The sequence below is a fragment of the Actinophytocola oryzae genome, from assembly GCF_004364325.1.
Classification (GTDB): Bacteria; Actinomycetota; Actinomycetes; order Mycobacteriales; family Pseudonocardiaceae; genus Actinophytocola; species Actinophytocola oryzae.
Map to the genome: position 1 here is coordinate 1 of NZ_SOCP01000042.1, position 15,230 is coordinate 15,230.

General features: G+C 69.0%; 2 protein-coding genes. Both read right to left on the reverse strand.

Translation table 11 applies throughout. The features are described 5' to 3' along the window. Window positions 1-10,868, reverse strand: a 10,868-nt coding sequence (locus tag CLV71_RS50030; RefSeq protein ID WP_133909542.1) for a type I polyketide synthase, incomplete at its 3' end; no start/stop codon positions are given. Window positions 10,869-10,911: 43 nt separating this feature from the next. Beyond that, window positions 10,912-15,230: type I polyketide synthase (locus CLV71_RS47285; RefSeq protein WP_133909543.1), on the reverse strand; the 4,319-nt coding region annotated here is incomplete at its 5' end.

The following is a 15,230-nucleotide window of genomic DNA, read 5'->3' on the forward strand; positions in this document are numbered from 1 at the left end:
TTGCACCTACCATCACTGGCCAAGCCGCCCTGCTTGTCGAACTCGGCGAACGCGCCTGGCGACGACATCACCGTCACACCACCGGCCAACGCCAGTGAACACTCGCCGGAACGCAGTGTCTGGGCCGCCAGATGCAGTGCCACCAACGACGACGAACACGCGGTGTCCACCGTGACCGCCGGGCCTTCCAAGCCGAACGTGTACGCCACCCGCCCGGACAGCACGCTCCCGGAGTTACCCACACCGGTGAAACCCTCGACGTCGTCCGGCACCCCCTGCAACCGCGAGACGTAGTCGTGGTACATCACGCCCGCGAACACACCCGTCTGGCTGCCACGCACGGATTTCGGATCGATACCCGCTCGTTCGAAGGCCTCCCACGAGGCCTCCAGAAGCAACCGCTGCTGCGGATCCATCGCCAACGCCTCACGCGGCGAGATCCCGAAGAAGTCCGCGTCGAACTCGGCAGCGTCATACAGAAAGCCGCCCACACGGGCAAAAGACGAGTCGCTATCGTCCTGGACGTCCCAACCGCGGTCCACCGGGAAGGTGGACACGCCGTCACCGCCGTCCGCGACGAACCGCCACAACTCCTCCGGTGAACCGATCCCGCCCGGGTAACGACAGCTCATCGCCACGATCACCACCGGATCGTCAGTGACCACAACCGACGACACCGGCCTCACGTCCACGCCGCCATCACCGAACTCGGTCTCGAGAAACTCGACCAGCACGTCCACCGACGGAAAGTCGAAGACCAACGACGCGGGTAACGACAACCCGGTCACCACTGACAACCGGTTCCGCAACTCCACCGCGGTCAACGAGTCGAAGCCAAGCTCGGAGAACGGACGAGTCGCGTCGATCGACCGGGGCGAGGCATGTCCGAGCACGGCGGCGACGTGCTCCCCTACCAGGTCGCGCAGGATCTGCGTTCGCTCGGCTTCGGCGAGCGCGGCAAGGCGTTCCGCCACCGTGCCCGCCCCGCCCCGTGTGTTGTGCGCAACGCGCCGAGCGGGGCGGACCAGGCCACGCAACAACGGTGGGACTGCGTCGGGCTGGCGGGAGCGCCACGCGGCGAGGTCGAGTCGGATGGGGACGAGCACGGGTTCGTCCGTCCGCACCGCGACATCGAACAGGGCCAGGCCCTCGGCTGGTGTGAAGGCGCCGACACCGGCGCGGGTAAGCCGCGCACCGGCGGACGCGTCCAGCTCTCCGGCCATCCCGGCGGTCTCGGCCCACAGGCCCCAGGCGAGCGACGTCGCCGGCAGTCCCAACCCGCGGCGGTACTCGGCCAACCCGTCCAGGAACGTGTTCGCGGCGGCGTAGTTGCCCTGGCCCGGACTTCCCAGCACCCCTGCCGCCGACGAGAACAGCACGAACATCGACAGATCCAGCCGCTGGGTCAGCTCATGCAGGTGCCAGGCCCCGTCGAGCTTCGGCCGCAGCACGTCGTCGAGGCGTTCCGGGGACAGCGACTCCACCAGGCCGTCATCGACGACACCCGCCGCATGCACCACCGCACGCAACGGGAACTCCGCGGGGATGCCCGCGACGACCTCGGCCAGCGCGTTCCGGTCAGCCACGTCACAGGAGGCCGCGGTCACCGACACACCCAGCTCGGCGAGCTCCGCCGCCAACGCCCCCACACCACCACGACTCACCAGCACCAGACGCCGAACACCATGCACGACCACGAGATGCCGGGCGACGAGACCACCCAGCCCACCGGAGGCACCCGTCACCAGAACCGTGTCATCCGCACCGAAGTGCGTCTCACCCGTCGGTGGCGCGGCACGCACCAGACGGGGCACGAACATCCGACCGCCCCGCAGCGCGAGCTGCGGCTCATCCGTCGCGACCGCCGACGCCGTCAGCCGGTCGAGTCCGTCCTGTTCGAGCAGCACGAACCGACCCGGGTGCTCCGACTCGGCCGAGCGCACCAGACCCCACACCGCCGCCGTGTTCACCCCACCTCGCGTCACGAACACCAGCTTCGAGGCGGCGAACCTGCCGTCGGCGAGCCACTGCCGCACGAGCCGCAGCACCTCGCGCACGCAGCCGTGGAGGCCGGACACGTCCGCGGTCGCCGGCTCCGGCACGGTCACCAGCACCGCACCGGGCACGGACCTGCCGGCATCGAGAGCGCTCACCAACGATCCGAGGTCCGCGTGTGTCGAGGTCGTGATGCCGTCGCCGAGGGCGAAGTCGGCGGTCCCCAACACGGCCCAGTCACCGGATGTCGGAGAGGGCGGCGGCGTCAACGGCTGCCAAGCCACCTGGAACAGGGACTCGTCCTGGGCGGCGGGTGTCCGCAGTTGGTCGGCGGCCACCTCACGGAGCAGCAGCGACTCGACGGTGATGACGGGTCGGCCCGTGTGGTCGGCCACGTCGAGTGCCACCGCATCGCGTCCGGCCGGCGACAACCGCACCCGCAACGCGGACGCACCGCCGGCGTGCAGGGTCACGCGGGACCAGCTGAACGGCACCCGGCCCGCGGTGCCTTCCACCAGGGAAGCCAGGCCGACGCCGTGGAGCGCGGCGTCCAGCAGTGCCGGGTGCAGACCGAACCTGTCGGCGTCGTCCGGCTCCGGCAGCTCGACCTCCAGGAAGACCTCGTCGTCACGCCGCCAGGCCGCCCGCAGGCCCTGGAAGGCAGGACCGTAGCCGAAGCCGGCGTCCGCGAGGCGTTCGTAGAGGCCGTCGACGGCGACGGCGGACGCGGCCGGCGGTGGCCAGGTCGTCAGCTCGGGCGGTGGCGTCGTGTTCGACACGGCCAACGTTCCGCTGGCGTGCTCGGTCCACTTCTCGGCGCCTTCCCGGCGCGCGTGCACGGTCACCGTGCGACGACCGGCGGCGTCCGGCGCACCGACGACCAGCTGGAGGTGGACGCCGCCGGTCTCGGGCAGCAGCAACGGCGCCTGCAGCGTCAGCTCGACCAGCTGCTCGCAGCCGACCCGATCCGCTGCCTGGAAGGCCAGCTCGACGAAGGCCGTGGCGGGCAACACGGCAACGCCCCACAGTGTGTGATCGGCGAGCCAGGGTTGGGTCTGAAGCGACAGGCGGCCGGAGAGGAGGAGTCCGCCGTCGCCTGCGAGGTCCACTGCCGCGCCGAGCAGGGGATGGTCGGCCTGGCGGTGCCCGGCCTCGGCCATCGCGGTGAGGGCGGAGCCGGCCGGCCGCAGCCAGTACCACTGCCGCTGGAAGGCGTAGGTGGGTAGGTCCACGCGGTGAGCGCCGGTGAAGAACGGTCGCCAATCGACGGGGACGCCGTCCACGTGCAGTCGGGCAAGCGCCAGTGTCGCGGTCATCGCCTCGGGGCGGTCACGCCGCAGCATCGGGACGCAGCCGTCGACCAGCCCCGACAGCACGCTGTCGGGGCCCAGCTCGACCCAGCTGGTGACGCCTCCGGCACGCAGGCATTCGACCGCGTCACCGAACCGGACGGTCTCCCGGACCTGGTTCACCCAGTACTCGGGCGAACACGCGATGTCGGGGTCCAACAGCTGACCGGTCACGGAGGACACGATCGGGATTTCCGCGGCGCTGAACTCGACCCCTTCGACGGCGTGAGCGAACTCGGTCAGCATGGGGTCCATCAACGGCGAGTGGAACGCGTGTGACACCCGCAACCGCGTGACCTTGCGCCCTCGACCCGCCCACACCGCCTCGACCTGCGCGACCGCGGCCGGCTCCCCCGACACGACCACCGCGGCCGGACCGTTCACCGCCGCGACACCCACCCGATCACCGAGCCCCACCAACGACTCGACAACCTCGGCCTCGCCGGCCTGAACAGACAGCATCGCCCCACCCGCCGGCAACGCCTGCATCAACCGACCCCGCGCCACCACCAACCGAGCCGCATCCCCCAACGACAACACACCCGCCACATGTGCCGCCGCGATCTCCCCCACCGAATGACCAACCACGAAGTCCGGCCGAACACCCCACGACCCCAACAACCGGAAGAGCGCCACCTCCAACGCGAACAACGCAGGCTGCGCACACCCGGTCCGCTCCAAAGCTTCAGGATCCTGACCCCACATCACCTCCCGAACAGGAACCCCAAGTACGGCACACACCTCGTCGAACGCCGCGGCGAAGACAGGAAACGACTCATACAGGCCCTGACCCATGCCCAACCGCTGAGAACCCTGACCGGAAAACAGAAGCCCCAGCCGTCCGGATCTTGCCGATCCATCGACCACACCGACCGACAACTCGCCGCGAGCCAACGCGGTCAGTTCGCGCACCAACTCGGTCCGGTCCTCACCGACCAGCACCGCACGTCGGTCGAACCCAGCCCGCGTCGTCGCCAACGACCAACCCACATCGGCCACGCCGCGACCGGTATCGTCCAGGTGCGTCAACAACTTCGATGCCTGCGCCCGCAACGCCGCCGCGCTCTTCGCCGACAACACCCACGGCACCACACCCGACGTTTCCACCGGCGCGTCAACAGGCTTCGCCGCGGGCGCCTGTTCGAGAACCACATGTGCGTTCGTCCCACTGATCCCGAAGGACGACACCGCGGCCCTACGCGGCCGATCGACCTGCGGCCACACCGTGTTCTCGGTCAACAGCTCCACCGAGCCGGCGGACCAGTCCACGTACGGTGACGGCTCCTCCAGGTGAAGTATCTTCGGAAGTACACCGGCACGCATCGCCATCACCATCGTCGCGATGCCCGCGACACCTGCCGCCGCCTGTGTGTGCCCGATGTTCGACTTGACAGCGCCGACCAACAGCGGCCTCGCGGCCGGCCGGTCCTGGCCGTAGGTGGCGAGCAGCGCCTGCGCCTCGATCGGGTCGCCCAGCTTCGTCCCGGTCCCGTGGGCCTCAACCGCATCGACATCGGAGGTCGACAGACCGGCGTTCGCCAACGCCTGACGGATCACCCGCTGCTGCGAGGGACCGTTCGGCGCCGTCAAACCGTTGGACGCACCATCCTGATTCACCGCCGAACCACGAACCACCGCAAGAACCGGATGACCGTTGCGTTCCGCGTCGGACAACCGCTCCACCAGCAGCATCCCCACACCCTCGGACCACCCGGTGCCGTCGGCGGCGGCGGTGAACGGCTTGCACCGACCGTCCGGGGCCAGTCCGCGCTGGCGGCTGAACTCGACGAACGCGGCAGGCGAGGCCATCACCGTGACACCACCGGCCAGGGCGAGAGAACACTCACCTTGGCGCAACGACTGCGATGCCCAGTGCAACGCCACCAGCGACGACGAACACGCCGTGTCCATCGTCACGGCCGGCCCTTCCAGACCGAGGGTGTAGGCGATGCGACCGGATGCGACGCTGCCGGAGTTGCCGGTGGTCAGATATCCTTCGACATCGTCGGGGATCGCGCCGAGCGCGGTTCCGTAGTCGTGGTACATCACGCCCGCGAACACACCGGTCTGACTGCCCCGCAGGGACTTCGGGTCGATCCCGGCCCGCTCGAGCACCTCCCACGAGGCCTCCAGGAGCAACCGCTGCTGCGGATCCATCGCCAACGCCTCACGCGGCGAGATCCCGAAGAAGTCCGCGTCGAACTCGCCGGCCTCGTGGAGGAAGCCGCCCTCGCGCGTGTAGGACGTGCCCATGTGGCCGGGATCGGCGTCGAACAGCGCGTCGAGGTCCCAGCCTCGGTTCGTCGGGAAGCCCGTCACGCCGTCGCGGTTGCCGACGACCAGGTCCCACAGGTCCTCGAGGCCGGTCACGCCACCCGGGTAGCGGCAGCTGATGCCGACGATCGCGATGGGTTCGTCCGTCCCCACTGTCGCGGACGCGGTGACGGTCTTCCGACGGCCGAGCACCTCGGCACGGACGTGCTCGGCGAGCGCGGCCGGAGTGGGATGGTCGAACACAGCCGTCGCGGACAGCTGGAGCCCGGTCGTCGTGTTGAGCCGGTTGCGCAGCTCGACCGCGGTGAGCGAGTCGAAACCCATCTCGTTGAAGGCCCGGTGGGGCTCCACCGCGTCGGGCGATGCGTGGCCGAGGACGGCCGCGACGTCCGTGCGCACGACGGCCAGGGTCACCGCGAGCTGTTCGGCTTCCGACAGGCCGGTCAGCTGTCGCCCGAGCGAGGACGCCGATACGCGTGTGCGGACGTGTCGCCGGTCGCCACCTCTGATCAGTCCTCGGAGGATCGGTGGGGCGTCTGTCCGGTCGCGCAGCACCGATGGCGCGAGCCGAACCAGCACCGTCGTCGGCTCGTCGAGCGTCAACGCGGCATCGAAGAGGGTGAGCCCGTCAGCCACGGACAACGGCAACACGCCACCACGAGCCATCCGCTCCACGTCACCCCGCATCCCACCGTCGACACCCCACAAGCCCCACGCCAGGGAAACTCCCGGCAACCCGAGTCCGCGCCGATACCCGGCCAGTCCGTCCAGGAACGCGTTGGCCGCCGCATAGTTCCCCTGACCGGCACCGCCCAACACCCCGGCGGCCGACGAGAACAACACGAACATCGACAGATCCAGGTGCCGAGTCAACTCGTGCAGATGCCACGCCCCGTCGACCTTGGGGCGCAACACACCGTCGACACGTTCCGGAGTCAGCGACTCCACCACACCGTCAGCGACAACACCCGCCACATGAACCACACCACGCAACGGAAACTCCGCCGGAACGCCCTCGATCACCGCGGCCAGCGCCTCCAGATCAGCCACGTCACACGCCGCCACGGTCACCGACACACCCGACTCGGCAAGCTCCGCCCGCAACGTCCCCATGGACTCCAGGCCACGACGACTCACCAACACCAGGCGCCGAACACCGTGCCTGGCAACCAGATGCCGAACAATCACACCGCCAAGCGCGCCGGAGGCACCCGTCACCAACACCGTCTCGTCAGGACCGAAGTGGACCTCGCCCGTCGGCAGGGCGGCACGCACCAGGCGCGGCACGAACACCCGATCGCCCCGCACCGCCACCTGGGACTCACCAGCCGCCACAGCCCACGGCACTGCGCCCTCGACGCCGTCGCCGTCACTGTCGACCAGCACGAACCGACCCGGGTGCTCCGCCTGAACCGACCGCACCAGACCCCACACCGCCGCGCCCGTGACGTCCCGCACCACGTCACCGACACCCACGGCGCCCGACGTCACGAACACCAGGCGGGATCCCGCCGCGCGATCACCGACCAACCAGTCCCGCACCACCTCCAACGCCCACAGAACAGCCGAGCGCACATCCCCCACGACGTCGCCCGTGGACGCCGGACACGACACGAACACGTCCTCCGAGTTGGCGGCACCCGGCGTCGGGATCTCGGTCCACTCGATCCGGAACATCGAGTCGCGGGCGCTGCCCGTGCCCACCGGGTCCGCCGGCACCGGTCGCAATGCGAGGGATTCGACCGCGGCGACCGGCACACCCTCGGCGTCGGCGATGCGAAGCTCGACCGTGTCATCCCGCCGGATCATCCGTACCCGGAGCGCCGAGGCACCGGTGGCGTACAACGAGACGCCATGCCAGGAGAAGGGCAACCGTGCCTGGTCGTCCGTCTGGTTCAGGGCGAGTGCGTGCAGCACGGAGTCCAGCAACGCCGGGTGGATCCCGAACTGCTCGTGGGCGACGCACTCCGGTAGCACGACCTCGGTGAACGTCTCGTCACCACGGGTCCACACGGCGTGAGTCCCGCGGAATGCCGGCCCGTAGTCGAGGCCCGCATCGCCGAGCCGCTCATAGAGGCTGTCCGTGGACACGGGCAGCGCGCCAGGCGGTGGCCACTCGGTCGACGCCTCGCCGACGGCTCCGTTGTCGGCACCGCTGTCGGTACCGCTGTCGGCACCGAGAACCCCGCTCGCGTGCCGCGTCCAGGGTGTGTCGTCGTCACCCGACAGCCGCGAGTACACCGCGATCGAGCGTTGCCGAGGTGTGTCGACGTCACCGACGCGCACCTGTAGCTGCACGCTTCCCTCATGGGGCAGTACGAGCGGTGTCTCGATGGTCAACTCGTCCACTGCCGGGCAGCCGACCTCGACGCCCGCCCACCACGCGAGCTCCAGCAGTGCCGTGCCCGGCACGAGCACCGAACCCATGACCGTGTGGTCCGCCAGCCAGGGGTGCGCGTCCAGGGACAGGATACCGGTGAACAGGGAGCCGGCATCGCCGGCGAGCTCGACCCCGGCGCTGAGCAGTGGGTGCCCGGTGAGCCTCAGTCCTGCCGCGGTGACGTCGCCGACCCATCCGGCGGGGGCCGTCATCCAGAAACGTCGGCGCTGGAACGCGTACGTCGGCAGCTCGACTCGACGAGCACCACGACCGGCGAACACCGACGACCACTCGACAGGCACACCAACCACATACAGCCGAGCCAACGCCACAGCAGCGGTCAACACCTCCGACCGGTCACGCCGCAACACCGGAACACACCCGTCGACCAGGCTCGACAGCACACCGTCAGGACCTACCTCGACCCACGAGGTCACTCCTTCAGCACGCAAGTACTCGACCGCGGCGCCGAACCGGACAGTCGCTCGAACCTGGGTCACCCAGTAGTCCGACGAACCAACGGCATCGGGGTCCAGCAGGTCACCGGTCACGGTGGACACGAGCGGGATTTCCGCTGCGCTGGAGGAAAGCCCTTCGATGGCGTGTGCGAACTCGTCCAGCATGGGGTCCATCAGCGACGAGTGGAACGCGTGCGACACCCGCAACCGCGTGACCTTGCGGCCCAGTCCCTCGAAGTGAGCGGCAACCCTCTCGACGGCATCCCGCTCACCGGACACCACCACCGCTGACGGTCCGTTCACCGCGGCGACATCCACTCGACCAAGTCCGGCCAACGATTCAGCGACCTCATCCTCCGAGGCCTGAACGGACAGCATCGCCCCGCCCGCGGGCAACGCCTGCATCAGCCGACCACGAGCCACCACCAACCGGGCCGCATCGTTCAGCGACAGGACACCGGCCACGTGCGCGGCAACGATCTCACCGACCGAGTGACCGGCGACGAAGTCCGGGCGAACACCCCACGACTCCAACAACCGGAACAGGGCCACTTCCAACGCGAACAACGCGGGCTGCGCGTGTCCTGTCTGCTCCAGCGACTCAGAATCCCGACCCCACGCCACTTCTCGAACAGGCATCCCAAGCGCGCCGCACACCTCGTCGAACGCCTCGGCGAACACCGGGAACGATTCGTACAAGCCCTGCCCCATGCCCAACCGCTGAGAACCCTGACCGGAGAACAGGAAACCCACACGCCCACGACCCGCCACACCGTCGACCACGGATCCTGAGGTCTCGCCTCGAGCCAACGCGGTCAGCCCGCGCACCAACTCAGCCCGGTCCTCACCCACCACCACCGCACGGCGATCAAACCGAGACCGCGTCGTCGCCAACGACCAACCCACATCGACAGCGGAAAAGTCACCGTCATCGAGATGGGCCAACAACGTCGACGCCTGCGCTCGCAAGGCCTCGTCACTCTTCGCCGTCAACACCCACGGCACCACACCCGACGCGTCCACCGGGCGCTCGACCGGTTCCACCGCGGGCGCCTGCTCTAGGATCACGTGCGCGTTCGTCCCACTGATCCCGAACGACGACACCCCAGCCCGACGCGGCCGCGCTACCTCCGGCCACACCCTGTTCCCGGTCAGCAACTCGACCGACCCAGCGGCCCAGTCCACGTGAGACGACGGCCGATCCACGTGCAACGACCTCGGCAACACCCCATACCGCATCGCCAACACCATCTTGATCACACCCGCGACTCCAGCAGCCGCCTGCGTATGACCGAGATTCGACTTCACCGAACCCAACAACAGCGGACGATCGGCGGCGCGGTCCTGACCATACGTCGCCAACACAGCCTGCGCCTCGATCGGATCACCCAACTTCGTACCCGTGCCGTGCGCCTCGACCGCGTCGACATCCACGGTGGACAAGCCGGCGTTCGCCAACGCCTCACGGATCACCCGCTGCTGCGACGGGCCATTCGGCGCCGTCAGTCCACTCGACGCACCATCCTGGTTCACCGCCGAACCACGAACTACCGCCAACACCGGATGACCGAGGCGCTCGGCATCGGACAACCGCTCCAGCAGGAGCATGCCGACACCCTCGGACCAACCCGTCCCGTCAGCGGCATCGGCGAACGGCTTGCACCTGCCGTCCGCGGCCAACCCGCCTTGGCGACTGAAGTCGATGAACGTCGCCGGGGACGACATCACCGTCACACCGCCGGCCAACGCCAGCGAACACTCGCCGCGACGCAGTGCCGCGGCGGCGAGGTGCAACGCGACCAACGACGACGAACACGCCGTGTCGATCGTCACCGCGGGACCTTCCAACCCGAAGGTGTAGGCGATCCGCCCCGACGCCACACTTCCCGAGTTGCCGACACCGACGAACCCCTCGGCCTCGCCGGGCACGGCGTCCCCCAGCCGAGACGCGTAGTCGTGATACATCACCCCCGCGAACACCCCGGTCCGCGAACCCTTCAGGCCGGGAACGTCGATGCCGGCTCGTTCGAAGGCCTCCCACGATGTCTCCAGCAGCAGCCGTTGCTGTGGATCCATCGCCAACGCCTCACGCGGCGAGATCCCGAAGAAGTCAGGGTCGAAGTCCGCGGCGTCGTGAAGAAACCCGCCCACGCGGGCGGACAACGAGTCGACACCAGCCCCGACATCCCAACCACGGTCCACCGGGAACGGGGACATGCCGTCCCCGCCACCCACGACGAACCGCCACAGCTCCTCCGGCGAACCGACCCCACCCGGGTACCGGCAGCTCATCCCGACGATCGCGACGGGTTCGTTGTCCCGGTCCTCGATCTCACGCAGGCGGCGGCGCACGCCACGGAGCTCCGCGGTGGTCAGCTTGAGGTATTCGAGGTACTTTTCCTCGGTTGCCATGCGGAAGACTCCCTGAAATCGGGCAGTGAGAAAGGTTCTCGGGTCAGGACAGGCCGAGCTCGTCGTCCAGCAGGTCGAAGATCTCGTCGGGGTTCAACGTGTCCAGGTTGGACTCGTCGGCCTGGCCCTGCGTGCCGGCACGACCGTCCCACCGTGCGAGCATGGTTCGAAGCCGCGCGGTGACCTGCCGGTGCTCGGACTCACCCGCCGTCATCTCCGCGAGCATCGACTCGAGGGTGTTCAGCTCCGCGTGGACGGTGGCGATGGTCGTGGTTGCGGCCACGTCGAGCCGTTCGCGGAGGTAGCCGGCCAGCGCCGACGGCGACGGGTAGTCGAAGATCATCGTCGACTGCAGGCGCAAGCCGGTCGCCCCGCCCAGGGCGTTGCGGAACTCCAGTGCGGTCAGCGAGTCGAACCCGAGGTCGAGGAACGCGCGGTCACCGGTGATCGCCGTGGTCGTGGTGTGGCCCAGCACCGCGGCGGCGTGCGTGCACACCAGGGCGAGAAGGGCCGCCTCGAGCTCGGCTCCGGACAGTCCGGCAAAGTCCTCGACCGCGCTGCGCTCGGCTGCCCGGGAGGGGGCCTGCCGCACGCGAACCAGGTCGCGGAGGACGGCCGGGAGGGTGTCCGCGCCGAGCGCGGCAAGATCGAGGCGGACGGCCGCCACCAGCGGTTCGTTGACCGTCAGAACATCGTCGAACAGGGACAGGCCCTCGTCGGTGGACAGCCCGATCACCCTGGATCGACGCAGCCGTTCCGTTCCGGCGTCACCGAGGGCCGCCGCCATGCCGTTGTCCGCCCACGGACCCCACTGCACCGAGGTCGCGGGAAGTCCCAGCGCCCGCCGGTGCCGCGCGAACGCGTCGAGGAACCCGTTGGCGGCGGCGTAGTTGCCCTGGCCAGGGCTGCCGAGCAGCCCGGCGACCGAGGAGAAGAGGACGAAGGCGGAGAGTTCGGCCCCTTTGGTCAGGTCGTGCAGGTTGACCACCGCGTCGACCTTCGGCCGCAGTACCGCCGACACGCGCTCCGTCGTCAGCGACTCGACGGTGCCGTCATCGACCACACCGGCCGCGTGCACCACGCCCGTCAACGGGTGCTCGGCGGGAATGCTCTCGAGCGCTCCCGCGAGGTCCTCCCGGTTCGACACGTCGCAGGCCACCATGGACACCGACGCGCCAAGGTCCTGCAGTTCGGCGTGCAGTTCCGGCGCGCCGGGGGCAGCGGGGCCGCGCCTGCCCAGCAGCACCAGCCGACGGACACCGTGATCGGTCACCAGCCGCCGAGCGACCGTGGCACCGAGCGCTCCGTAGGCCCCGGTGACCAGGACCGTCCCGTCCGGGTCGAACCGGACACCGACGTCGGGGACGTCGGTGTCCACCCGGGCCAGTCGCGGCACGAGGACGCGGTCGCCACGCACCGCGAACTGCGGCTCGTCGGTGGTGATCGCCTGGTGGAGCAGTGCGGCGGCGTTGTCCCCGCCGTCCACGTCGGCCAGGACGAACCGACCCGGGTGCTCCGACTCGGCGGACCGCACGAGCCCCCACAGCGCCGAGGCGGCGACGTCCCGAACGTCGTCGGCGACGTCCGGGCACACCGCGCCGTGGGTGACGAACACCAGCCTCGAGTCGGCGAACCGGTCGTCGGCCAGCCACCAGGTCACCAGTTCGAGGGCCTTGTTCACCACAAGGTGCACGTCAGAGGCCAGATCGGCGGATGAGGGGGATCTGGGTGCGATGGTCACGACGACGGACTCCGGCATGGGCATCCCGGCGGAGAGTTCTGCCTCGAGTGACGACTGGTCGATCGGGACCGGGGTGTCCGAGCCGGCGACGGCCCCTGTCAGTTCCTTCCACTCGGTGCGGAACAGGGAGTCTCGATGGGCCCGCACCGCGGAGCGCAGCTGCTCGTCGTGCGCGGGCCGTAGCAGCAGAGCATCCACGGAGGCGACGACACGGCCAGTCGGTTCGGTCGCCAGGATCGCCAACCTGTCGTGACCGACGGCGGTGATTCGGACTCGGAGCGTGGTGGCGCCCTCGACGTGCAGGGCAGCCCCGGTCCAGGCGAACGGCAGACGGATCTGATCGTCGGGGCCGGTCATGGCGAGCGCGTGCAGGGCGGAGTCGAGAAGTGCGGGGTGCACGCCGAACTGTCCGGGATCGGCGCCGTTCGGCAGGGTGACCTCGGTGAACAGGTCGTCACCCAGCCGCCAGGCACCTCGAACCCCGCGGAAGGCCGGACCGTAGTCGAGGCCCACGCCGGCGAGCCTGTCGTACAGACCGGTCACCGCCACCGGCTGGGCACCGGCCGGGGGCCAGTGACGGTCGTCGGCCGGTGGTGCGTCGACGGCTGCGGACAGCCGCCCGGTGGCGTGCCGCAGCCAGGGCTGCTCGAATGAGGAACGGATCAGGCGGGAATGCACGGAGAGGGTGCGGGTGCCTGACTCGTCGGTGGCGCTCACCACCACCCGCAGCTGCACGCCTTCGTCTCGGGGCAGCACCAGCGGTGTCTCGATGCTCAGCTCGTCCACTGTCGGGGTACCGACCTCTGCGCCGGCACGCCATGCCAGTTCGAGCAGAGCCGTGCCGGGCACCAACACCGAGCCGAACACGGCGTGGTCGGCCAGCCAGGGATGCGTGTCGACCGAGAGCCGGCTGGTGAACAGGCACTCTTCCGGCAGTTCGACCGCGGCTCCCAGCAGCGGGTGGCCGGTGGCGCGCATGCCCGCCGAGGCGAGGTCGCCGATCCATCCGGGCGGCGTGGTCATCCAGAAGTGCTGATGCTGGAACGCGTAGGTGGGGAGGTCGACCAGGTGAGCGCCACGGCCGGTGAACAGGGACGACCAGTCGACGGCTGCGCCGGAGACGTGCAGTCGAGCCAGCGCCAGTGTGGCGGTCGACGCTTCTGGCCGGTCGCGGCGCAGGACTGGAACGCACCCGTCCACCAGGCTCGACAGCACACCGTCAGGGCCCAGCTCGATCCAGCTCGTGACGCCCTCGCGGCGCAGGTACTCGACCGCGTCACCGAAACGAACCGTCGCCCGAATCTGATCGACCCAATATCGTGGTGAGCACACAATGTCCGGGTCCAGCTCCTGGCCGGTCACCGTCGACACCACCGGGATGGTGGGAGCGCCGAAGGAAAGCGTCGCCACCACCTGCGCGAACTCGGCCAGCACGGGGTCCATCAACGGCGAGTGGAAGGCGTGCGACACGCGCAGCCGCGTGACCTTGCGACCCAATCCCTCGAAGTGGGCGGCAGTCCGCTCGACCGCATCTCGCTCACCTGAGACCACCACCGCGGAGGGGCCGTTCACCGCGGCGATGCCCACGCGATCACCGAGCCCTTCCAGTGACTCGGCGACCTCGGCCTCGCTGCCCTGAACAGAGGCCATGGCACCACCGGCAGGCAACGCCTGCATCAACCGACCCCGAGCCACCACCAACCGAGCCGCATCACCCAACGACAACACACCCGCCACATACGCGGCGGCGATCTCCCCCACCGAATGACCAACCACGAAGTCCGGCCGAACACCCCACGACTCCAACAACCGAAACAGAGCCACCTCCAACGCGAACAACGCAGGCTGCGCGTACCCGGTCTGCTCCAACGCCTCAGGATCCTGACCCCACATCACCTCCCGAACAGGAACTTCCAGCGCGCCGCATACCTCGTCAAACGCCTCAGCGAAGACGGGGAACGATCCATACAAGCCCTCACCCATACCCAACCGCTGAGAACCCTGACCAGAAAACAACACCGCACAAGAACCACCATTCGACAAACCAGAGACCACACCCGCGGCATCACCACCCGAAGCAACAACACCCAAACCAGCAAGCAAACCCGCCCGATCCTCACCCACCACCACCGCACGATGCTCCAACACCGAACGAGCAGCCAATGACGAACCCACGTCAACGATGGAAGATTCGACATCCTTGAGGTGCATCAACATCTTCGATGCCTGCGCCCGCAACGCCGCCGCGCTCTTCGCCGACAACACCCACGGCACCACACCAACCTCACCCGAGGCCGCCACCTGTCGCTGGCCGCTCGTCACCGCCCTCGCCGATCGTCCTGACTCGTCCACCGGAGGGCGTTGTTCGAGAATGACGTGTGCGTTGGTCCCGCTGATCCCGAACGACGACACGGCCGCTCGGCGCGGTCGACCAACCTCCGGCCACACCCTGTTCTCGGTCAACAACTCCACCGAACCAGCCGACCAGTCCACATGAGACGACGGCCGATCCACATGCAACGACCGCGGCAACACCCCATACCGCATCGCCAACACCATCTTGATCACACCCGCAACACCAGCAGCCGCCTGCGTATGACCAAAATTCGACTTCACCGAAC